Below are 21,487 nucleotides of genomic sequence, written 5' to 3'. Positions count from 1 at the left end.
GACCAACCCGCCCGGGTCCCGCTGATCGACCCCCGGCCCGGTCCCGCTGGTCGACCTCCGGCCCGGTCCCGGTGTCGACCAGCGGGTGCGGGACAATGAGGTACGTGACGACGATCCCCAACGTGCTGGCCAACCGGTACGCCTCGCCCGAACTGGTCGCCCTCTGGTCTCCCGAGGAGAAGGTCCGGATGGAGCGGCGGCTCTGGCTCGCCGTGCTCCGCGCTCAGCGCGACCTGGGCGTGCCGGTGCCGGACGGCGTGGTCGAGGCGTACGAGCGGGTGCTCGACCAGGTCGACCTCGCCTCGATCGCCGAGCGGGAGCGGGTCACCCGGCACGACGTGAAGGCCCGGATCGAGGAGTTCAGCGCGCTCGCCGGGCACGAGCACGTGCACAAGGGGATGACCTCCCGGGACCTCACCGAGAACGTCGAGCAGCTCCAGGTGCGCGCCTCGCTGGAGCTGATCCGCGACCGGGTGGTGGCCACCCTCGCCCGGTTGGCCTGGCTGGCCCACGAGCACTCCGAGCTGGTCATGACCGGCCGTTCGCACAACGTGGCGGCGCAGGCCACCACGCTGGGCAAGCGCTTCGCGTCGGCGGCCGAGGAGTTGCTGATCGCGTACGAGCGGCTGGAGGAGCTGATCGCCCGCTACCCGCTGCGGGGGATCAAGGGACCGGTCGGCACTGCCGCCGACCAGCTCGACCTGTTCGACGGCGACGCCGACAAGGTGGCCGAGCTGGAGCGACGGGTCGCCGAGCACCTGGGCTTCTCCCGGGTGCTGGACAGCGTCGGGCAGGTCTACCCGCGCTCGCTCGACTTCGACGTGCTGGCCGCGCTGGCCCAGACCGCCGCCGCGCCGTCGTCGCTGGCCACCACGATCCGGTTGATGGTCGGTCAGGAGCTGGTGACCGAGGGCTTCAAGCCGGGTCAGGTCGGTTCCAGCGCGATGCCGCACAAGATGAACACCCGCTCCTCGGAGCGGGTGAACGGCTTCGCCGTGATCATCCGGGGTTACCTGTCGATGGTCGGCGAGCTGGCCGGTGACCAGTGGAACGAGGGGGACGTGTCCTGCTCGGTGGTCCGCCGGGTGGCACTGCCGGACGCGTTCTTCGCCGCCGACGGGTTGTTCCAGACGTTCCTCACCGTGCTGGACGAGTTCGGCTCGTACCCGGCGGTGATCAACCGGGAGCTGGAGCGCTTCCTGCCGTTCCTGGCCACCACGAAGATCCTGGTAGCGGCGGTCCGGCGGGGCGTCGGCCGGGAGGTCGCCCACGAGGTGATCAAGGAGCACGCGGTGGCGGTGGCCCTGGCGATGCGCGAGAAGGGCTCACCGGAGAACGACCTCTTCGACCGCCTGGCGGCGGACGGCCGACTCGGCCTGTCCCGCGCCGACATCGACACCCTGGTCGCCGACCGCAACGCCTTCGTAGGCGCCGCCCAGGCCCAGGTGGCAGCGGTAACGAGCCGCATCACCAAGGTGGTCACAGCTCACCCAGAAGCCGCCACCTACAGCCCACCCCCCATCCTCTAACCCACCCACCCACCCACCCCACCCCACCCTGCCCCCCGGTGGGGGGGGTGGGGTTGGCGTGGGTGGGTTATTCGCCGGTTGGGGTTTCGGCGGCGGTTCTCAGGTTGGGAGCGCTGGCCGGTTCGGCGATGCCGCCGGGCGACTCCGTGATGCCCGCGACCTCCGCGGTCTCCGCGGCGACCGCCGGCTGGTCGGCCGGCATGACCTCGGGCATCTTGGGTACGGCGACCACGGCCGTGCCGTACGCGCAGATCTCCATCCACATCTCACCGCAGTCCCGGCTGTCGAACCGCATGGCGATCACCGCGTTCGCGCCGAGTCGTAGGGCCTCCTCGCCGAGGCGGGCCACCGAGTCGGTGCGCCACCGGGTCAGGTTGTCCGGGGCCATCGGGTCGTACGCGCCACCGCGCAGGTTCTTCACACCCTCGCGGTACGGGTTGCGCGTCCTGGCCATTGATGACACCACCTCACCGAGAATCTGGCGGATCTCGTAGCCGGGCAGTTGCTCTGTCGTCACGACCAGCACGGTTCCGATGCTGTCAGGAGTGGCGCGACCCGATCGTGTGCATTGTTCACCTGATCGGATGCTGCAAAACGACGCGGCGCGGACGGCCGGCACGTGGCCGACCATCCGCGCCGAGCGGGGCGCTAACCGTCAGACACCGGCCACCGAGGTGATCCAGGCCCGGTTGTACGCAACGCTGCCGTAGTTCTGGATGCTCGATCCGTCGGCGGTGGAGGCGACGCCGACCTGCTGACCGTTGTAGAACTGCGGGCCACCGGAGTCACCGCGCCAGGCGTTGCCGTTGATCCGGGTGCTGCGGATCGCCTGGCCGCCGTACGCGTCGGTGGCGCTGTTGCTGGTTACCCGGACGGTGGCGGTCTTCAGCTGGGTGGACGCGGAGCAGCCGCTGTAGCAGGTCATGCCCCAGCCGTAGATCGAGTTCGTCGAGTTGATCGGTGGGTTGCTGTTCGCCAGGGTCACGGTCGAGGTGCTGACGCTGGTGGAGAGCCGCATCAGGGCCAGGTCGCTGCGGGTGTAGGTGGCGCTGACTGTGCGGGTGACCCCGCCCGAGGTGCGGTTGACGCTGCCGATCCGCACCGACATCGTGCCGTTGATGCAGTGCCGGGCGGTGAGCACCCACTGCGCGGCGATGACGCTGCCGGAGCAGGTGAACGAGCCGTTGCTGAGCACTGCGGCGGCCCAGGGGGCGGACGAGACGGTGCCGCCACCGATGATGTTCGGGCTGGGCGGGGAGGCGGACGCGGCGGACGTGACGCCGAGGGCGCCGACCAGCGCGGTGCTGAGTACGGCGAGCAGGGGGCGGATGCGCATCGGGTGGACTCCTTGGACGGGGCGGGCCCGGGGTCGCCGGGTGCGGATGGGGCCGGGCGGCGGGGGTTCCCGGCGCCGGCGGAATCGACTTACGTCGATGTAGAGTAGGGCCCGACGCGGTCGTTATCAAGGGAGTGATCGAGGTTGCCCAATGTAACGATTCGGCCACCCGCTGCGCCGCATATGTCCTGCTGAGGCCACCTGTCGCGCCTGGCGGGTCCGCCTGAGCGTCAGTAATGTCGATCACTGCCTGAACTGCGGCCGGCCGGTGCGTCCGCGGCGATATCTGCCAGGTACGCTGGCTGCGCTCGCCCATTGTGGGTCGGCACCCAACTGCGTACACAGTCAGGAGTGCCCAGTGCCTCGCGTCGTCGTCGACGTCATGCTCAAGCCCGAGATCCTTGATCCGCAGGGCCAGGCCGTCGCAAACGCGCTGCCCCGGCTCGGCGTCGGTGACGTCGCCTCGGTTCGGATCGGCAGGCGGATCGAGATCGAGTTCACCGGTGAACCGGACCTGGACCGCGCTCGGGAGATTGCCGACAAACTGCTCGCCAACCCGGTCATCGAGGACTTCACCGTCCGCGTGGTCGAGGCCGACGAGACTGCGGACGCCCGCTCGTGACCGCCCGGGTCGGTGTGGTCACCTTCCCCGGCTCGCTCGACGACGGGGACGCGGCCCGGGCCGTCCGGATCGCCGGCGCTGAGCCGGTCCGGCTCTGGCACGGCGACCCGGAGCTGCACGGCGTCGACGCTGTCGTCCTGCCCGGCGGTTTCTCCTACGGTGACTACCTGCGGTGCGGCGCCATCGCCCGGTTCGCCCCGGTGATGGAGACGATCGTGGACGCCGCCCGGGGCGGTCTGCCCGTGCTCGGCATCTGCAACGGCTTCCAGATCCTGTGTGAGGCGCACCTGCTGCCCGGCGCGCTCACCCGCAACCAGCACCTGCACTTCCGCAACCGGGACCAGGTCCTGCGCATCGAGTCGGCCGGAACGGCGTGGACCAACGCGTTCCAGCCCGGCCAGGAGGTGCTCATCCCGGTCAAGAACGGCGAGGGCTGCTACGTCGCGGACACCGCGACGCTGGACCAGCTCGAAGCCGAGGGCCGGGTGGTCGCCCGCTACGTCGGCGGCAACCCCAACGGGTCCCAGCGCGACATCGCCGCGATCACCAACGCCGCCGGCAACGTGGTCGGCATCATGCCGCACCCCGAGCACGCGGTGGAGGCGCTCACCGGTCCTTCGCTGGACGGCCTCGGCTTCTTCACGTCGGTCCTCAAGCACCTGGTGGGGGCGCCGGCATGACCGGCGGCACGATCATCGGTCAGCTCAACCGCCGGCCTGGCGGGCACGAGCGCAGCGAGGAGAGGTCATGACCACCCATCCGGACCCGGTAAGGGACACACCGGAGGCGTACTCCGTCCCGGCGCAGCCGGCCGAGCCGACCCCGGCGCAGCCGGTCGCACCGGCGACCGCTCCCGCCCAGCCGGCCGCCGCCGTCTGGACCGAGGGCGTGGACACCGTGCCGCGCGCCGGTGGCACCCCGGGCGAGCTTCAGCCGTACACCGAGCTGGGGCTGCGCGACGACGAGTACGACCGGGTCCGGCAGATCCTCGGCCGCCGGCCCACGCAGTCCGAGCTGGCGATGTATTCGATCATGTGGAGCGAGCACTGCTCCTACAAGTCGAGCAAGGTGCACCTGCGCCAGTTCGGCGAGAAGGCCCCGCACAGCGACCGGCTGCTCGCCGGCATCGGTGAGAACGCCGGTGTCGTGCAGATCTCCGACGAGCTGGCGGTGACCTTCAAGGTCGAGTCGCACAACCACCCGAGCTTCGTCGAGCCGTACCAGGGCGCGGCGACCGGCGTCGGCGGCATCGTCCGGGACATCCTCGCCATGGGCGCCCGCCCGGTCGCGGTGATGGACCCGCTGCGCTTCGGTGCCGCGGACCACCCGGACACCGCCCGGGTGCTCACCGGCGTGGTCGCCGGCGTGGGCGGCTACGGCAACTGCCTGGGCCTGCCCAACATCGGTGGAGAGCTGGTCTTCGACCCCTCCTACCAGGGCAACCCTCTGCTCAACGCGCTCTGCCTGGGCGTGCTGCCCGTCGACCAACTCCAGAACAAGGCCGCCGCCGGCCCGGGCAACGTCGTCGTGCTGATGGGCGCCAAGACCGGCCGGGACGGCATCGGTGGCGTGTCGGTGCTGGCCAGCGCGACCTTCGACGAGGGCAGCGAGGCGCGCCGACCCGCCGTGCAGGTCGGCGACCCGTTCACCGAGAAGCTGCTGATCGAGGCCTGCCTCGAGCTGTACGACGGCCAGCTGGTCGTCGGCATCCAGGACCTCGGCGGCGCCGGCCTGACCTGCGCGCTGACCGAGACCGCCGCCGCTGCCGGCACCGGCATGCGGGTCTGGCTGGAGCGGGTGCCGCTGCGCGAGCCCTCGATGGACCCGCACGAGATCCTGGCCAGCGAGTCGCAGGAGCGGATGCTGCTGGTTGTCGAGCCGGACAAGCTCGACGCGGTGCTCAAGACCTGCGAGAAGTGGGGCGTCCTCGCCACCGCAATCGGTGAGGTCACCGCACCGGAGCCGGACGGCCGCCCGGGTCGCCTGCTGATCACCTGGCAGGACCACCTGGTCGTCGACGTGCCGCCGGGTTCGCTGGTTGACGACGGCCCGGTCTACGCCCGGCCGATGCGTGAGCCGGCCGACCTGATCCTGCTCCAGGCCGACCGGGCCGAGACGCTGCCCCGCCCGGCCGACCCGGAGGCGCTGCGGGAGACCGTGCTGCGCATGATCGCGTCGCCCAACCTTGCCGACAAGAGCTGGGTCACCGAGCAGTACGACCGTTACGTGCTGGGCAACACAGTGCTCGCCCAGCCGGAGGACGGCGGCGTGATCCGGATCGACGAGCGGACCGGCCTCGGCGTGGCGCTGTCGGTCGACGGCAACGGCCGGTACACCCGACTGGACCCGTACAACGGCACCAAGCTGGCCCTGGCTGAGGCGTACCGGAACGTCGCGGTGACCGGTGCGAAGCCGATCGCCGTGACCAACTGCCTCAACTTCGGCTCCCCGGAGGACCCGGGCGTGATGTGGCAGTTCGCCGAGGCCGTGCGCGGCCTGGCGGACGGCTGCCTGGAGCTGGGCATTCCGGTGACCGGCGGCAACGTCAGCTTCTACAACCAGACCGGCGCGGCGGCCATTCACCCGACCCCTGTGGTCGGCGTGCTGGGCGTGCTGGACAACGTCGCCGACCGGGTGCCGATGGGCTTCGTGCCGCGCGCCGGTGGCGACCACGACCAGCTCTACCTGCTCGGCGAGACGAACGTGGAGTTGTCCGGCTCGGAGTGGGCCTGGGTGACGCACGAGCACCTCGGCGGTATTCCGCCGCAGGTCGACCTTCTCCGCGAGAAGGCGCTCGCCGAGTTGCTGGCCGAGGCGGCCCGTGTCGGCCACCTGGCCTCGGCACACGACCTCTCCGATGGTGGGCTCGCCCAGAGCCTGGTCGAGTCCTGCCTGCGTCGCGGCGTCGGTGCCCGGGTCGCGGTGCCGGAGCAGTTCACCGAGGGCTCGATGCCGTTCGTCTACCTGTTCAGCGAGTCCGCCACGCGGGCGCTGGTCTCGGTGCCGCGCGGCCACGACAAGGCGTTCGCGGCGCTCTGCGCCGAGCGGGGCGTGCCGTTCGAGCTGATCGGCGTCACCGACCCGTCCGGCGGTGCGCTCGAGGTGCACGGCCAGTTCCGGATCGGCCTGGACGAGCTGCGCACCGCGCACACCGAGACGCTGCCGCGCCTCTTCGGGGCCTCGGCGGCCGTCGAGGTGCCCGCGCCGGCTGCCGGTGTGGCGGGTGCGGTCGAGGCCGTCCCGCTGCCGGTCGCGCAGGCCGAGCCGCTCGACGCGGCCGAGGTGGTCTCCGAGCCGATCGCTTCCTCGGGTCCATCCCCGGAGACCGGCGCGGTCGAGCCGATCGGGTCGGAGCAGCCCGGCGGGGCGTCCGAGTCTGACTCCGGTGTCACCGAACCGTCGCCTGACGAGCGCTGAGGCGTTGACGGCCGCCGTCTACGGCCAACCCGGATCGGGTGCCCGGTTCGACTGGGGGCTGACCGGGGCGGCCGAACTCGGCCGGGTCTGCGCGGCGCTGGTGGTGGTGGACGTCCTCTCGTTCACCACCGCCGTGGAGGTGGCGGTCGCCCGGGGCATGCGGGTGCACCCGTTCCCCTGGGGTGAGCAGGCCGCCGAGTACGCCGTCCGGGTGGGTGCTACCGCTGCCGTCGGTCGGCGGCAGACGACCGCTGACCATCCGTGGTCGCTCTCGCCCGCCGCGCTGAGCAGCGCTCCCGTGGTGGCGGACCTCGTGCTGCCCTCACCGAACGGCTCCGCCATCAGCGCCGCCGCCAGCGCCACCGGCCTGCCGGTGGTAGCGGCGTGCCTGCGCAACGCACGCGCCGTCGGGCATTGGCTGCGCCGCCAGGGGTACGGCACGCTGGAGGCCCCGATCGGCGTGATCGCCTCGGGGGAGCGGTGGCCGGACGGGTCGCTGCGCCCGTCCGTGGAGGACCAACTCGGCGCCGCCTCGGTGCTGGACGCCCTCTCCGGTGTGCCCGGTGGGCTCTCGGTGGAGGCGGCCATGGCGCTCGCCGCGCTGGCGAGCACTCCGGATCTGCCCGCCGCGGTGCGCGGCAGCGTCTCCGGGCGAGAGTTGACCGAGAGCGGCTTCGCCGCGGACGTGGACGTCGCCGTCCGGATCGGCGTGTCGGACGTCGTGCCGGTGCTTCATCAGGGCGTCTTCTCCGCCGCCTGACCGCGCCTGGCCGCGCCTGACCGCCTGGTGGCAGCGCGTGATCGACTCGGCTTTCAGGAAGTCGGGGTGTCCTGGGCTGCAGGATGGTCCGACTTCCTGAAAGCCGAGTCGCTCTTGCAGCGAAACGGCCACCCGGATCTCCCGGGTGGCCGTTTCCGTGCTCTGTGGTGGGGTCAGTCGTCCAGCCAGTCGAGGCGGCGACCGCCGCGCTCGGTCGGCGGCGGGGTCTCCGGTCGGTTCCGCCCGGCGGGCTGGCCGTAGCCGCCCTGGTCGTAGCCCCGGTCGTCGTAACCGCCACCGCGCTGCGGCGGGGGCTCCTGGCCGCCGTAGTTGCCGCCCTGGTCGTATCCGCCGGCGGGCTGACCGTAGCCGCCCTGGTCGTAGCCCCGGTCGTCGTAACCGCCGCGCTGCTGCGGAGGCTCCTGGCCGTAGGCGCCGCCCTGGTCGTATCCGCCGGCCGGTTGGCCGTAGCCGCCCTGGTCGTAGCCGCCAGCCTCCGGAGCGCCGTACCCTGCGGTCGGCTCGGCAGCGCGACCGCCGTACGGGGCGGGATCGGGCTGGCCGTACCCCTGCCCCTGCTCCGGCTGGTAGACGCCGGTGGCGTACGGGTCGGCCGGGGCCGGGTACTGGGTGTCGCCGGTGTACCGACCGGTCGGCTCGTCGAACCGCTCGCCGTAGGCCGCTCCGCCAGCGGGAGCCGGCGGGTAGGCGGCGGTGCCGCCCGGGGCGTCGTAGTCACGACCGCCGTAGCCGCCACCGGAGGCTGGGGCGTTCCCGTAGCCGGCACCGGAGGCCGGAGCATTGCCGTAACCGGCACCGGGCGTGGCACCGTAACCGTCACCGGCCGCGCCGGCGCCGTACCCGCCCTCCGGGCCGGCCGGAGCGCCGTAGCCGCCGCCGGAAGCGGGAGCGTTGCCGTAGCCGCCGGCACCGTACCCAGCGGACGCTGGCTCCTCGCCGTAGCCGGCACCGCCCCAGCCCTGCTGACCCGCGCCGCCGTACGCCTGGGCAGGCGCACCGTACGGGTCTGGCGGAACGTCGTCGACCACCGGGCGGTGCATCATCGTCGGTGCCTCGCTCAGCGCGGCGCCACCGACCATGGTCGGGTCCGGTCCGCCGCCGGGACGACCGCCGACCACCCGGGTGTGGTCGTCCGCACCGCGGAACCCGCCCCGCGAGGGCGGCACCACACCGCCGCCGCCGGCAGCCGCCGGAGCGTCGTCGTCGCCGCCGTTCTCCCTGCGCTTCATCCAGAGCAGCACGATCGTGCCGACACCGGCGGCGACCAGAAGACCACCGAGCAAAATGATCAGGTACGAGCTGAGGCCGCCGCCGTCCTCGGTGTTCGCGGCGTTCGCCGGAGCACCCTGGCTGGCCTCCTCGGTGGGCTCCTCCTCGGTGCCCTCCTCGGTCGCCTCGTCGGTGGGGGTGGCCTCGGGGGTGGCGGACGGGGTGGCGCTGGGCGTCGCCTCGGCCTTGATCGCGAGGCTGAGCCGCTGCCCGGTGATGGCCTGCCCGGCGTTGGCGTTCAAGGACTTGAACGCCTTGATGTTGTCGAAGGACGCGCCCAGGTCGATCCGTCCGGGCGCGATCGGCTTCTCGGTGGTGCCGGTGAACCGGAAGTTGCCGCCGCCGTCGCTCGTGGCGTCGTAGCGGTGACCGGCGGTGTCCTGGAGAACCACGAACGCGTTCGGCACGGCCTTGCCGTCGTCCTGCGCGACCACCTTGCCGGCGACCGACCGCACGGTCTGGTTCTGCGGCGGCGGCGGAGGAGCGGCCTTGCCCTTCACGGTCAGCGAGACGGTGGCGGTGTCCGGGCCGGACTCGGCCTCGACCGCCACCGTGATGGTCGCTGTCGCGTCGCCGGCGTTGTCGTTGGCCGCGATCCTGACCAGCTGCGACCCTGTCGGGTTGCCCAGGCCGCCGCCGGAGAGTTTGACATCGCCGCAACCACTGGCGCAGCCGACGCCGGACGGCAGGCCGGAGAGGCTGACCTTCGCCGACTCGTCGCCATTACCCCCAGTGACGCGCACGGTGATTGTGGCGTCGCTGCCGGCGTTTACGGTGATCGAGCCGGGGGAAACGCTGACCTCTGCGGCCATGGCTGGTGTGGCGGGGACGGCGAGCAGAGCGCCGGCAACCAGCGCTACGACCACACCGGCCCGCTGCTTCCAGGCACGTCGGTGTGTTGACACGTCCACCGCCTTCCGGGCTGACTTCCCTCTGACCGGCGGGGCGCCGGGCCGGGGATCATCACGGTACGAATACGCCGTCGGCAACTATGCCTTGTCCGACTGCATGAGCGCGACCCAGGGCCAGCGTCGCGTGTTTGGCCTGGGGGTCGTATCGTCCCGTCGTGTCCTCTCCGCACAGTAAGTCCGCTGCCGTTACGGCCGCGTTGTCGGCGCTCGACGAGGGGCGTACACCCGAACGGCCGGTGTACCGAGAGGCGGTCCGGTCGTTGTTGGCCGTCCTCGCGGAGCGCGCCCCCGGCCGATCGGTGGAGGTGCGCGTCCCACCATACGGGGCGATCCAATGCGTACCGGGGCCTCGACACACCAGAGGAAATCCACCAAACGTGGTCGAGATGGCCCCGAACACCTGGTTGGAGTTGGCAACCGGCAGGGTTGCCTGGGCCGAGGCGGTCACCGACGGTCGCGTCCAGATGAGTGGTATCCGGGCCGACCTGTCGGCTTATCTGCCCCTCTAGTCGTCCCGATGTCCCACTCACCGTAACGCTGAGCAGGGGGATCGTGACTTTCTGTATTGACGTCGATTCGCGTACACTGTCAGGCGACGACAGTGGTCCCGGCAGAGGACAGTGGATCCGCCCGTGATCCCCGCCCGGCCGGTCCAGACCAGCATGAGGGAGCGGTAGGTGCCCCGAGGCGACGGCCGGCTGAGCCACGACCTTGACCCCCAACGACCTGGCCCCCAGGATGCCTGCGGCGTCTTCGGCGTCTGGGCCCCCGGCGAAGAGGTTGCCAATCTGACCTACTTCGGCCTCTACGCCCTGCAGCACCGCGGCCAGGAGGCGGCGGGCATCGCGGTGAGCGATGGCTCCGGCGTGGTGGTCTACAAGGACCTCGGCCTGGTGGCACAGGTCTTCGACGAGCCCACCCTGGCGAGCCTGCGTGGTCACCTGGCGATCGGGCACGCCCGATACTCCACCACCGGTGCGTCCAACTGGGAGAACGCCCAGCCGACGATCCGGTCGACCACCTCCGGCACGACCATCGCGCTGGCCCACAACGGCAACCTGGTCAACACGGCCGAGCTGGAGAAGGAGGTCGCCGAGCGCGGCCTCATCGCGGACGGCTCGACAAACGACACCTCCCTGGTGACGATGCTGCTCGCCAGTCGACCGGACCTGTCGGTCGAGGCGGCCGCGCTGGAGGTGCTGCCGCAGCTGCGCGGCGCGTTCAGCTTCGTCTTCATGGACGAGTCGACCCTCTACGCGGCCCGCGATCCGCACGGCGTCCGCCCGCTGGTGCTCGGCCGCCTGGAGCGCGGCTGGGTCGTCGCCAGCGAGACGGCTGCCCTGGACATCGTCGGCGCCAGCGTGGTGCGCGAGGTCGAGCCGGGCGAGCTGATCGCGATCGACGAGAACGGGCTGCGTTCCACCCGGTTCGCCGCGCCGGAGCCGAAGGGCTGCCTCTTCGAGTACGTCTACATCGCCCGCCCCGATGCCACGATCGCCGGGCGCAACGTCCACTCGGCGCGGGTGCAGATCGGCCGACAGTTGGCCAAGGAGCACCCGGTCGAGGCCGACCTGGTGATCCCGGTGCCCGAGTCGGGCACCCCAGCCGCCATCGGGTACGCGGAGGCGTCCGGCATCACGTACGGCGCCGGCCTGATGAAGAACCCGTACGTGGGTCGTACCTTCATCCAGCCGTCGCAGACCCTGCGTCAGCTCGGCATCCGGCTCAAGCTCAACCCGCTGCGGGAGAACGTCCGCGGCAAGCGGTTGGTGGTAGTGGACGATTCGATCGTGCGCGGCAACACCCAGCGCGCCATCGTGCGGATGCTGCGTGAGGCGGGGGCGCTGGAGGTGCACGTCCGGATCTCCTCCCCGCCGGTCAGCTGGCCGTGCTTCTACGGCATCGACTTCGCCACCCGGGCGGAGCTGCTGGCCAACGGGTTGGACAACGACGGCATCCGGCGCTCCATCGGCGCCGACACGCTGGGCTTCGTTTCCCTTCCTGGCCTGATCGCCGCGACCGAGCAGCCGAAGACCCGGTTGTGTCGGGCGTGTTTCGATGGGGAGTACCCGATCGAGCTGCCGGCCGGCAACCTGATCGGCAAGCACGTGCTCGAAGGGGTGGGCCGACGCGTCGGCAACTCGGCGCCGGAGGCCCCGCCCACAAACGGCTCGTCCGTCGCCACTCCGGGTGGCGTTACCGCAAACCGCCCGTAGCACCAACCGGCGCGGCCCGGCTACCGCCGGCGGCACCGAGAACCAAAGGGGAGAACCGTGACGCACGTGTCCGAGCGCAACGGCGCAGGAAGCAGCCCGACCGGCGCCGGCGGCGACCGCCAGCCGTGGACGGGCGGTGCGGGCCGCCAGGCGCGCAAACGCTCGGTCTCGTACGCCGACGCCGGCGTCTCCATCGACGCGGGTGACCGCGCTGTGGAGCTGCTCAAGTCGAAGGTGCGGCAGACCCGCCGTCCCGAGGTGCTCGGTGACCTCGGTGGCTTCGCCGGCCTGTTCCGGCTGGACACGAAGAAGTACAAGAGCCCGATCCTGGCGTCCTCCACCGACGGGGTGGGCACCAAGCTGGTGATCGCCCAGCAGATGGACATTCACGACACGGTCGGCATCGACCTGGTCGCGATGGTCGTCGACGACCTGGTGGCCTGCGGCGCCGAGCCGCTGTTCCTGCTCGACTACATCGCCACCGGCGAGGTCGTGCCGGACAAGGTCGCCGAGATCGGCGCGGGCATCGCCGACGGCTGCCGCTACGCCGGCTGCGCGCTGCTGGGCGGCGAGACCGCCGAGCACCCCGGCGTGCTGCGCCCGGACGAGTACGACATCTCCGCGACCGGCGTGGGCGTGGTCGAGGAAGCCGACATCCTCAGCCCCGAGCGGGTCGAGGTGGGCGACGTGGTGATCGCCATGCGCTCCTCCGGCCTGCACTCCAACGGATACTCGCTGGTCCGGCACGTGCTGCTGGGCGCGGCTCGGATGCGTCTGGACATCGTGATCGACGACTTCGGTCGGCAGCGGACCCTCGGCGAGGAGCTGCTCACCCCGACCAAGATCTACGCCAAGGACTGCCTCAAGCTGATCGCCGAGGCTGAGGTGCGGGCGCTGTCCCACATCACCGGCGGCGGCATCCCCGGCAACCTGGTCCGGGTGCTGCCCGAGCACGTCGACGCGGTGGTCAACCGGTCCACCTGGAAGCCGCAGCCGATCTTCGACCTGATCCAGACGAAGGGTCGGATCGACGACCACGACATGGAGTCGACCTTCAACATGGGCGTCGGCATGTTCGCGATCGTGTCGGCCGAGGACGCCGACCGGGCGCTGGCCACCCTGACCGGCCGTGGGGTCGAGGCGTGGCAGGCCGGCGAGATCATCGAGGGCACCGGCAACGTGCAGATGGTCGGTCAGCACACCCGGGGCTGATCACCCTCTGGTGATCGTACGGGCACCTGATCAGGGCTTCACCCGAGTGGCCAATGCCGCCTAGCCTGAAGGGCACCCTCAGGCTAGGCGGAGGAGGGCGATGGCTGCTCGGGGACAGTCGTTCAGCGGGATGCGCGGTCTTGCCGCCGTCCCGTCGTACGTCGTCATGCAGCCCACCACCCTCTGCAACCTCGACTGCGCGTACTGCTATCTGCCTTTTCGGGCCGCCGACCGCCGGATGCCGGTGGCGGTGGCCGCGGCGGTCGCGGCCGCTGTCAAGCCCTGGGCGGCGAACGGTCGGTTCTCCGTCGTGTGGCACGGCGGCGAGCCCCTGGCCACCGGTCGAGAGCATCTGGCCGAGCTGATCGCCCCGTTCGGGCCTGAGGTGGAGCACCACGTGCAGACAAACGCCACTCTCATCGACGACGACTGGTGCGATTTCTTCGCCCGGCACGAAATGCGGGTGAGCGTGAGCGTCGACGGGCCCCGGGCGCGCAACGGCGACCGGGTCAACCGGGGTGGTCAGCCGGCGTACGACCGGATCCTGCACGGCATCTCGGTGCTGCGCCGGCGCGGTCTGCCCTTCTCCGCGCTGGCCGTGGTGTCCCGGCCGGAGCCGGGGCTCGCCACCGAGCTGTACGACTACTTCCTCGAGCTGGGCTGCGACGTGCTCGGCATCAACATCGAGGAGACCGAGGGAGTCAACACCCGCGACAACCGCCACGACCCGTCGGCCGTGTCCGCGTTCTGGGCGGAGTTGGTCGGGGCGTGGCGCCGGGAGCCCCGGATCCATCTCCGCGAGATCGAGTGGTCGTTGCGCTACGCCGCGGCGGTGCTCGACAACTCGGCGGACGCGGTGCTGCCCCGCCAACTGGACCCGATCCCGACCATCGGGCACGACGGCTCGGTGATCGTGCTCTCCCCGGAGCTGGCCGGGTTCACCGACCCCCGCTACGGCGACTTCAGCAGCGGCAACGTGCTGGCGACCCCGTTGGCGCAGATCCTCGGCAACGCGCCGACCACGCCGTGGGTGGGGGAGTTCCTGGCCGGTGTGGAGGCGTGTCGAGCGTCCTGCCCGTACTTCGGCTTCTGCGGTGGCGGCCACGCCGCCAACCGTTACTTCGAACTGGGGCGTTTTGACGGTACGGAGACCGAGCACTGCCGCAACAGCAAGATCCGCCTATTGGAGGGAGTGTTGGAGCATGCCCGAGACCACCAGTCACCGGCGGCCTGAGCGCGAAGCGGACAACGGAGTCACCGAACGGGTGCGAGACGCGGCTCCCGCGCTCGTCGCACTGCTTCAGGAGGCCGAGGACGCACGGCGGCTGCGTTCGGAGGTGTTGGGCGGAGAGGGCTCCAGCGCGGTCTGCGCCTGGAACCACTTCGAGAACATCCCGACGTTCTACAACTGGAACAATCGCCCGCGCTGAGGACACCGTTGTCAGGGGCCTGTCGAGCGGCCGGAGTGGATCCGGTCGGGCCAGGCCCCTGATCGTCGGCGGCTGAACCTGCACGGGACGTGCGTGAGCACGCGGGGTTACCGCGTGCTCAGCTGCGTCGAGAGGTCAGCGGGTCGGACGGACCCAGGGATCTGGGTCGTCGTCCGCATGATCCTCATCATCGTCGCCGACGAACTCTTTAGAGTCGTCGTCGAAGTGGTGCTCAGACTTACCAGCACCACCCAGTTCCCGCTGCAAGGCAGTGAGGTCGGTGTTCGGGGAGTGGTACTTCAACTCCCGGGCCACCTTTGTCTGCTTGGCCTTAGCACGGCCGCGCCCCATGGCTCGACCCCCTCGCACAGAATGCGGGGCAGCCCGAAGGCGGGCCCCGATGACGTCAGGCATCTCTCGTGGCTCTTACGGTACATGGGGATGCCACCGTTCGGCACCTCGGGTTACCGTCAGCCGGCTCTGCGCGTCGCGTCGATCCGGCCGTCACCCAGTGTACCGGGTAAGGAGCGGAACGGTTAGCACCCGTGACACCGGACAAACCGCATCAAAATTTGATCCGGCCTCAGCTTACCCAGCCGCGCCCGGCCCGGGGCCCGGAGGCGGATCTCGCCGACCCGCCCCCGGGATCGTTCAGCGCAGGTGGATCGCGCGCAACCGACCGACGTCCGCCATCCGCCGCTCCGCCAGCCGGTCGGCGGCCACCGCCGGCGGCACGCCCTCCGCGTCGGCCAGGTGCAGGATCTCGCGGGTGGTGTCGTAGATCCGGGTCGCCCGAAGCTTGGCCCGGTCGAAGTTGAAGCCCTCGATCTCGTCGGCCACCTGGATCACGCCGCCCGCGTTGACCACGTAGTCCGGGGTGTAGAGGATGCCCCGGTCGGCCAGCAGCTTCTCGATGCCCGGGTGAGCGAGCTGGTTGTTCGCCGCCCCGGTGACCACCTTGGCGCGCAACGCCGGCACCGTGTCGTCGTTCAGGGCGCCGCCCAGGGCGCACGGCGCGTACACGTCGATGTCCGCGGCGACCAGCGCGCTGGAGTCGTCGACGAGGGTGACCTGCGGGTGGTTGCTGCTTACCCACGCCAGCGCCTTCGGGTTGACGTCGGTGGCGACCACCTCGGCGCCGTCCTCCAGCAGGTGCCCGGTGAGGTACTTGCCGACCTTGCCCAGGCCGGCCACGCCGACCCGCCGGCCGCGCAGGCTCGGGGTGCCCCACACGTGCTCGGCCGCGGCCCGCATCCCCTGGAAGACACCCCAGGCGGTCAGGATCGACGAGTCGCCGGCGCCGCCGTGCTCCACGCTGCGCCCGGTCACGTAGCGGGTCTCCCGGGCCACGACGTCCATGTCCGCCACGTACGTGCCGACGTCGCAGGCGGTGTAGTAGCGACCGCCCAGCGACTCCACGAAGCGGCCGTACGCGCGCAGCAGCGGCTCGCTCTTGATCTGCTCTGGGTCGCCCCAGATGACTGCCTTGCCGCCGCCCAGGTCCAGACCGGCGAGCGCGTTCTTGTATGCCATCCCGCGGGACAGGTCCAGCACGTCGGCGAGGGCGTCGTCCTCGCTCGCGTACGGGTAGAAGCGGGTGCCGCCGAGCGCCGGGCCCAGCGCGGTGGAGTAGATCCCGATGATCGCCTTCAGGCCGCTCTGCTTGTCCTGGCAGAACACGACCTGTTCGTGACCGGTCGATACCGGGTCGTCGGTGCTCGCGAATACGCCCATGGTTGGCTCCTACTGTGGTGTGCGTCCTTGTGAGACGCGGACCTGGTGGACCCCGGCGGGGATGCTGCCGGTGTGATCGAGCCTAGTATCGGCCGCCGGGCGGGCGCTCGACGCGCCGCCGCCGTCTCACGGTGCGGCGCGCGTGCTCCAGCCGCTGACCGCGTAGGGGCGTGGTTCGTGGGAGGATCGCGCGGTGCCGTCGCTCTTCGCTTCTTACCTGCGCGTGTACGAACCGTTGGCCGCCTTCGATCGAGACCGGCAGAGCTACTGGCGCCGCTACGTCTCGGAGGGGCGCGCGGTCGCCCCGGTCGAGGGGCCCGGTCGGCAGCGGACGGCGGTGATCGAGGCGCTGGGCGCCGGCTGGACCAGGCTGCCGGACCTGCCGGAGGAGGCGTACGTCCTGGAGACTGACGACGGCCTGCTGGTCTGCCCGTGGAACCTGCGCATCCGGGTCGCTGAGGCGGCGCTCAGCGCCCGCGACGGGGTGCCCTCGGTGCTCGCCGACGCCTTCGTGCCGCCGGTGCTCGCCGGGCAGGCCAGGGCGGTGGTGGACGACTGGCGCAGTGGCGCCAGGGTGCTGGAGCACGGTGTGCCCCGGGTGCACGAGCAGATCGCCACCTGGGGCGTACCGCTGCGGTGGTTCGTGCTCTTCGACCCGGCGGAGCGGGACCTGGTCACCCAGCCGGGACGGCGGGCGTTGCGCTACCGCACCGAGATATCCAAGGCTCGACGCCGCTCGTCGCGGGCGCTGTCGGTGCTGCGCAAGTCGGTGGGTGAGGCGCCGATCACCGAGGCGGTGGAGGAGGCGGCCCGCTGGCTGGAGGAGTTCCATCCGCGGTCCGTGGTGGAGCTGGACTACGGCGGTCTGGTCGACCTGCTCTCCGACGAGACGCTCGCCGCGGACGACTCGCCCGAACTGGTCGCCGGCGGCCTCGCGGGGCTGTCGCGCGGCGAGGCCGAGGAGGCGTCGGCCGCGTACGACAAGTTGGTGGCTCGGTGGCGCGCGGTGCAGCTGTTGGAGCGGTGCAACTAGGGCATATCACCCTAGGAGCGCTCCCAAGGTGAGGTGTGCTCGTAGTTGACGCATCACGAACCGTGATCATGAGTCCGAATAAGGTACTTTCTGCCGTGTAAAAGTCGTAAAAATCGGGCATGGTTCATCCGTCCGTCTAGGGACCTTCATCCGTTCGGCCCATGTCGGACATCGGGGACTAGCCGGACCATGGGAGACGCGTCGGCCGGCGGGACCCCGGCCGATGTCTATACATGTGGAGGAGTGACCGATGGCATCGCGAACGCACGAACCAGAGCCGCTACTCACGCCGGCCGAGGTGGCGTCGATGTTCCGGGTTGACCCGAAGACGGTGACCCGGTGGGCCAAGGCTGGCAAGCTCAGTGCCATCCGCACTCTGGGTGGCCACCGTCGGTACCGTGAGTCGGAGGTCAGGGCGCTGCTTCAGGGCCAGATCCCGCAGCAGCGGCAGGGCGACTGAGCCGGCAACAGTTCTTCGTCAGGGGCGGTGGATCTCGATCCGCCGCCCCTTTCGTATGCACCGCCGAGCACGACGTCGGCCGCGGCTCAGCGGCGTGGCTCGGCCAACGTCACCCGGATGCCGACAGTGCCGCCCTCGCCGCGACGCAACCGGCTGCCCAGCAGGCTCAGTCGACCGATCAGGCGGTACTTGTGCTTGAGCAGGTCGCGGACCCGACCGGTGTCACCACCCCCGTAGATCGTCGCGTGAGCCGGCACCTCCGCCCCGTGTGGGCGACCCCGCACGTCGCATGGGGCCACCGTCACCTCGCCGTTGCGGCGGATCCGCTTCACCTTGCCCGAGTCGGCCCGGGTCCAGACCGCCAACGCCTCGCCGTCGCGTACCGCCCAGACCGGGGTCGGCACCGCCCGACCGTCCTTGCGGAAGGTCGTGAGCAGGATGTACTTCTCAGCCGACAGCCGGTCCAGCATGGTCACGCCGCCAGGATACGGCCGGCGTGGGCCACTGAGTGGCCGGATAGCGTGAACGTCGTGACGGTTGAGCCCCTAATCGGTGACGTGGTCGGCGAACTGCTGCGAGACACGCTCGCCGTGGCCACCGGGGTCGGCCCCCGACCCCTGGTCGGTGGTCGACTGCCGCGACCGGTCATCGAGATCATCGAACGCGACGACGGTCTGATCAACGGCGCCCCGGCCGCGCACTACCTGGACGGGCCGACGGAGTGGCAGCCGTACGACCACCGCGCGGTGGACCGGTCGCGCGGCGAGACGCTGGACATCGGCACCGGGGCCGGCCGGATCGCGCTGCGGCTCCAGGAGCGCGGCGTACCGGTCACCGGGCTGGACACCTCCGCGGGCGCGCTGGAGGTGAGCCGGCGTCGCGGCGTCCGGCGGCTGGTGCACGGCACCGTCGACACGCACGTCGCCGACGGGTCGCGGTACGACACGTTCCTGCTGCTCGGCAACAACCTCGGGCTGTTCGAGGGGCGGGAGCGGGCTCCCGAGTTCCTGGCCGCGCTCGCCGCGCTGGCCCGACCGGGGGCGCAGATCATCGCGCAGGGCACCGACCCGTACGGCACCCGCGACCCGCTGCACACCGGCTACCACGAGCGCAACCGTCGGCGCGGCCGGCTCGGTGGTCAGCTGCGGCTACGGCTGCGCTACCGCGAGTTGAGCACCGAGTGGTTCGACTACCTGGTCTGCTCCGCGGACGAGTTCGCCGGCCTGGTGCACGGCACCGGTTGGCGGCTCACCGATGTGGACGACAGCGACGCCCCCTACTACCTGGCCACCCTGCGCCTCGCGGACTGAGCGAGGCCCCCACTCTCCTTCCGGCGGAGGGTGGGGGCCGTCGTACGTCTCAGACCTGGACGGTCGGGGGGAGCTGCTCGGGCGGGAGGCCGCCGTCGCCGTCGACCACCTCGTCCGGCTGGCCGTCCTCGTCGATGTCGACCATGGTGATGTCCACCTTGCCGTCACCGTCGGTGTCGAACTGGAACAGGTCCGCCTTGCCGTCGCCGTCGGTGTCCACCACCCACACGTCGGTCTTGCCGTCGTTGTTGGTGTCGGCGCGCAGCAGTTCGACCCGCTCGTCGCCTCGGGTCTCCACGATCTCCCCGCCGGTGACGCTCTCCGGTGCCTGGCTCATCTCGATGCGGTCCTTCCCTCGGTTGACGGGCCGTCATTACCCGATCCGGCGCTCCCCCACGCATGGGCCGGGTCGTCGCGCTGTCTAGGGTCGCACCATGAGCGAGCGGAGCGGGCGGGACACCCGGGCCGGCGTTGCGGGGACCCCGCGTGTCGGCGGGCGGGACAGGGAGGCGTGATGAGCGATCGTTTCGTGGTCGTCGGTGCCGGCACGATGGGGCTTGGCATCGCGTACGTGGCGGCCGGCGCCGGGCACGACGTCGAGTTGGTCGAGGTGGACCCCGAGCGGGGCGCGACCGCGCTGAACCGGCTCGCCGAGCTGTGGGAGCGGGCGGTGCAGCGCGGGAAGCTGAGCGCCGACGAGGCCGCCACCAACCGGCAGCGGGTGACGCTGCGTCCGACCCTCGCCGAGGTCGCTCCCGCCCCCCATGTGATCGTGGAGGCGGTGCCGGAGCGCCTCGAGGCGAAGCGTGCGGTGCTCCGGGACGCCTCCGCGCTGCGCCCGGCGCTGCTGGGCAGCAACACCTCCAGCATCGCCATCGGCGCGCTGGCCGCCGAGCTGGACGCGCCCGAGCGCTTCGTCGGCCTGCACTTCTTCAACCCGGTCTGGGCGATGGCGCTGCTGGAGATCGTGGTCGGCCCGGCCACCGCCGAGGAGACCACCGCCGCGGCCGTCACGCTCGCCGGCCGGTTGGGCAAGGACCCCGTCGTCGTACGCGACATGCCCGGCTTCGCCACCTCCCGGCTCGGGGTCACCCTCGGGCTGGAGGCGATCCGGATGGTCGCCGACGGGGTGGCCAGCCCGGCGGACATCGACAAGGCCATGGTGCTCGGCTACCGGCATCCGATCGGGCCGCTGGAGCTCACCGACCTGGTCGGCCTCGACGTGCGGCTGGACATCGCCCGCACCCTCCAGGCCGCGTACGGGGACCGCTTCGCGCCCCCGCCGCTGCTGGAGGAGATGGTGGCCGCCGGGCGGCTGGGTAAGAAGTCCGGGCAGGGCTTCTACCGCTGGGAAGCCGGGGGCAAGCAGTGAGCGCGAGGAGTGAGCTTGCGAGCCCCGCAGTCGCGAAACGAAGGTCGACCCGGTGAGCGCGAGGAGTGAGCTTGCGAGCCCCGCAGTCGCGAACGAGAGGTCGGAACGGTGAGCGGGTTGCGGATCGAGGAGCGGCCGGACCGGCTGGTGGTCACCCTGGACCGGCCGGAGAAGCGCAACGCCATCGACGCTGACCTGATCGCCGAGCTGCACCAGGTCTGCGCCGAGTTGGAGGCGCGTCCGCGACTGCTGCTGCTCACCGGCGGCGCGGCGGGCATCTTCGCCGGTGGCGCCGACATCGGCCAGCTCCGCGAACGCGGTCGCACCGACGCTCTCGCCGCGATCAACTCGGCCGCCTTCGCCCGCATCAGGGCGCTGCCGATGCCGACCGTGGCGGCCGTCGACGGCCCGGCGTTGGGCGGTGGCGCGGAGCTGGCGTACGCCTGCGATCTTCGGGTGTGCACGGCGCGGGCGGTCTTCGGCCAACCGGAGGTCCGGTTGGGCATCCTGGCCGGTGCCGGCGCGACCCACCGGCTGCCCGCGTTGATCGGCGAGGGCCGGGCCAAGGAGCTGCTCTTCACCGGCCGGCGGGTGGACGCCACCGAGGCGCTGCGGATCGGCCTGGTGAACCGGGTGGTGGACGAGCCCGGCGAGCTGCTGGCGGTGGCGGACGCGTTGCTGGACGAGATCGCCCTGGGCTCACCGTTGGCGGTGCGGCTGACCAAGCTGGCGGTGGACGCGCCGGCCGCCGCGCACCCGCATCTCGACCTGGTCAGCCAGGCGGTGCTCTTCGAGGACGACGAGAAGCACCGCCGGATGACCGAGTTCCTGGAGCGCCGCCGGCCGCGCTGATCC

At 71.3% G+C, this 21,487-nt stretch carries 22 protein-coding genes; 15 read left to right on the top strand and 7 right to left on the bottom strand.

Annotation, left to right across the window (positions count from 1 at the left end; translation table 11 throughout):
• The first annotated feature begins 104 nt into the window (after positions 1–104).
• Entirely contained in the window at positions 105–1,529 is a 1,425-nt protein-coding gene (gene purB / locus ABZS40_RS14290) for an adenylosuccinate lyase (RefSeq protein WP_354943709.1), read from the top strand.
• Between the two features lie 67 nt (positions 1,530–1,596).
• On the opposite strand, the gene ABZS40_RS14285 is transcribed toward purB, so the two are convergent.
• Both ABZS40_RS14285 and ABZS40_RS14280 read right to left on the bottom strand, forming a co-directional pair.
• A complete protein-coding gene (locus ABZS40_RS14285; RefSeq protein ID WP_354943708.1) occupies positions 1,597–2,160 on the bottom strand; it encodes a YbjQ family protein in 564 nt (187 codons plus the stop codon).
• Positions 2,161–2,184: 24 nt separating this feature from the next.
• Positions 2,185–2,865 (bottom strand): trypsin-like serine protease, encoded by a 681-nt coding sequence (locus ABZS40_RS14280; protein ID WP_354943707.1) that lies wholly within the window; start codon positions 2,863–2,865, stop codon positions 2,185–2,187.
• A 358-nt stretch (positions 2,866–3,223) separates the two neighbouring features.
• On the opposite strand from ABZS40_RS14280, the gene purS reads away from it, so the two are divergent.
• The 4 genes from purS (at position 3,224) to ABZS40_RS14260 (ending at position 7,664) form a co-directional block, all read left to right on the top strand.
• A complete protein-coding gene (gene purS, locus ABZS40_RS14275) occupies positions 3,224–3,487 on the top strand; it encodes a phosphoribosylformylglycinamidine synthase subunit PurS (RefSeq protein WP_350854676.1) in 264 nt (87 codons plus the stop codon).
• On the top strand, positions 3,484–4,167 hold the full coding sequence (purQ, locus tag ABZS40_RS14270; RefSeq protein ID WP_091396055.1) for a phosphoribosylformylglycinamidine synthase subunit PurQ: 684 nt from the start codon (positions 3,484–3,486) through the stop codon (positions 4,165–4,167). Before purS ends, purQ begins: the two co-directional genes overlap by 4 nt.
• Positions 4,168–4,234: 67 nt before the next feature.
• Positions 4,235–6,904, top strand: a complete 2,670-nt coding sequence (gene purL, locus ABZS40_RS14265; RefSeq protein ID WP_354943706.1) for a phosphoribosylformylglycinamidine synthase subunit PurL — start codon at positions 4,235–4,237, stop codon at positions 6,902–6,904.
• A gap of 4 nt (positions 6,905–6,908) precedes the next feature.
• On the top strand, positions 6,909–7,664 hold the full coding sequence (locus ABZS40_RS14260) for a 2-phosphosulfolactate phosphatase (protein ID WP_354943804.1): 756 nt from the start codon (positions 6,909–6,911) through the stop codon (positions 7,662–7,664).
• A 173-nt stretch (positions 7,665–7,837) separates the two neighbouring features.
• Here the strand turns inward: ABZS40_RS14260 and ABZS40_RS14255 are convergent, their stop codons facing one another.
• Entirely contained in the window at positions 7,838–9,859 is a 2,022-nt protein-coding gene (locus tag ABZS40_RS14255) for a hypothetical protein (RefSeq protein WP_354943705.1), read from the bottom strand.
• A gap of 161 nt (positions 9,860–10,020) precedes the next feature.
• On the opposite strand from ABZS40_RS14255, the gene ABZS40_RS14250 reads away from it, so the two are divergent.
• The 5 genes from ABZS40_RS14250 (at position 10,021) to amcA (ending at position 14,723) form a co-directional block, all read left to right on the top strand.
• Positions 10,021–10,374: a sterol carrier family protein gene (locus ABZS40_RS14250; RefSeq protein WP_354943704.1), complete on the top strand. Its 354-nt coding sequence runs from the start codon at positions 10,021–10,023 to the stop codon at positions 10,372–10,374.
• Between the two features lie 168 nt (positions 10,375–10,542).
• A complete protein-coding gene (gene purF / locus ABZS40_RS14245; RefSeq protein WP_354943703.1) occupies positions 10,543–12,081 on the top strand; it encodes an amidophosphoribosyltransferase in 1,539 nt (512 codons plus the stop codon).
• Positions 12,082–12,138: 57 nt separating this feature from the next.
• The gene (purM, locus tag ABZS40_RS14240) at positions 12,139–13,293 is read left to right on the top strand and encodes a phosphoribosylformylglycinamidine cyclo-ligase (RefSeq protein ID WP_354943702.1); all 1,155 of its coding nucleotides are present in this window, start codon (positions 12,139–12,141) and stop codon (positions 13,291–13,293) included.
• Between the two features lie 130 nt (positions 13,294–13,423).
• The gene (amcB, locus tag ABZS40_RS14235) at positions 13,424–14,527 is read left to right on the top strand and encodes a cyclophane-forming radical SAM peptide maturase AmcB (RefSeq protein ID WP_354943803.1); all 1,104 of its coding nucleotides are present in this window, start codon (positions 13,424–13,426) and stop codon (positions 14,525–14,527) included.
• Entirely contained in the window at positions 14,496–14,723 is a 228-nt protein-coding gene (gene amcA / locus ABZS40_RS14230) for a multiple cyclophane-containing RiPP AmcA (protein WP_354943701.1), read from the top strand. The genes amcB and amcA overlap by 32 nt, the downstream gene beginning before the upstream one ends.
• Positions 14,724–14,858: 135 nt before the next feature.
• On the opposite strand, the gene ABZS40_RS14225 is transcribed toward amcA, so the two are convergent.
• On the bottom strand, positions 14,859–15,074 hold the full coding sequence (locus tag ABZS40_RS14225) for a DUF3073 domain-containing protein (RefSeq protein ID WP_354943700.1): 216 nt from the start codon (positions 15,072–15,074) through the stop codon (positions 14,859–14,861).
• 300 nt (positions 15,075–15,374) lie between these two features.
• Positions 15,375–16,457, bottom strand: a complete 1,083-nt coding sequence (locus ABZS40_RS14220; RefSeq protein WP_354943699.1) for a Glu/Leu/Phe/Val dehydrogenase dimerization domain-containing protein — start codon at positions 16,455–16,457, stop codon at positions 15,375–15,377.
• Between the two features lie 193 nt (positions 16,458–16,650).
• Between ABZS40_RS14220 and ABZS40_RS14215 the strand changes: the two genes are divergently transcribed.
• Both ABZS40_RS14215 and ABZS40_RS14210 read left to right on the top strand, forming a co-directional pair.
• Entirely contained in the window at positions 16,651–17,490 is an 840-nt protein-coding gene (locus tag ABZS40_RS14215; RefSeq protein ID WP_238678788.1) for a hypothetical protein, read from the top strand.
• 250 nt (positions 17,491–17,740) lie between these two features.
• Positions 17,741–17,950: a BldC family transcriptional regulator gene (locus ABZS40_RS14210; protein ID WP_007073996.1), complete on the top strand. Its 210-nt coding sequence runs from the start codon at positions 17,741–17,743 to the stop codon at positions 17,948–17,950.
• An 86-nt stretch (positions 17,951–18,036) separates the two neighbouring features.
• Here the strand turns inward: ABZS40_RS14210 and ABZS40_RS14205 are convergent, their stop codons facing one another.
• Complete coding sequence (locus tag ABZS40_RS14205; protein WP_124853500.1) at positions 18,037–18,426, bottom strand: PPOX class F420-dependent oxidoreductase; 390 nt, start codon at positions 18,424–18,426, stop codon at positions 18,037–18,039.
• Between the two features lie 54 nt (positions 18,427–18,480).
• Between ABZS40_RS14205 and ABZS40_RS14200 the strand changes: the two genes are divergently transcribed.
• Positions 18,481–19,260 (top strand): class I SAM-dependent methyltransferase, encoded by a 780-nt coding sequence (locus ABZS40_RS14200; protein WP_354943698.1) that lies wholly within the window; start codon positions 18,481–18,483, stop codon positions 19,258–19,260.
• Positions 19,261–19,309: 49 nt separating this feature from the next.
• Here ABZS40_RS14200 and ABZS40_RS14195 read toward each other — a convergent pair whose 3' ends face one another.
• Positions 19,310–19,597: a hypothetical protein gene (locus ABZS40_RS14195; protein WP_354943697.1), complete on the bottom strand. Its 288-nt coding sequence runs from the start codon at positions 19,595–19,597 to the stop codon at positions 19,310–19,312.
• Positions 19,598–19,774: 177 nt separating this feature from the next.
• Here ABZS40_RS14195 and ABZS40_RS14190 point away from each other — a divergent pair, with 177 nt between their 5' ends.
• Together ABZS40_RS14190 and ABZS40_RS14185 are read left to right on the top strand one after the other, a co-directional pair.
• Entirely contained in the window at positions 19,775–20,632 is an 858-nt protein-coding gene (locus ABZS40_RS14190) for a 3-hydroxyacyl-CoA dehydrogenase family protein (RefSeq protein ID WP_354943696.1), read from the top strand.
• Positions 20,633–20,740: 108 nt separating this feature from the next.
• Complete coding sequence (locus ABZS40_RS14185) at positions 20,741–21,484, top strand: enoyl-CoA hydratase/isomerase family protein (protein WP_238678742.1); 744 nt, start codon at positions 20,741–20,743, stop codon at positions 21,482–21,484.
• Positions 21,485–21,487: the final 3 nt, after the last annotated feature.

The organism is Micromonospora sp. NPDC005324, from assembly GCF_040607155.1.
Taxonomy (GTDB): Bacteria; Actinomycetota; Actinomycetes; order Mycobacteriales; family Micromonosporaceae; genus Micromonospora; species Micromonospora trifolii.
Note: the sequence above shows the minus strand (reverse complement) of the source record. Positions and strands in the feature narration are given on the sequence as shown.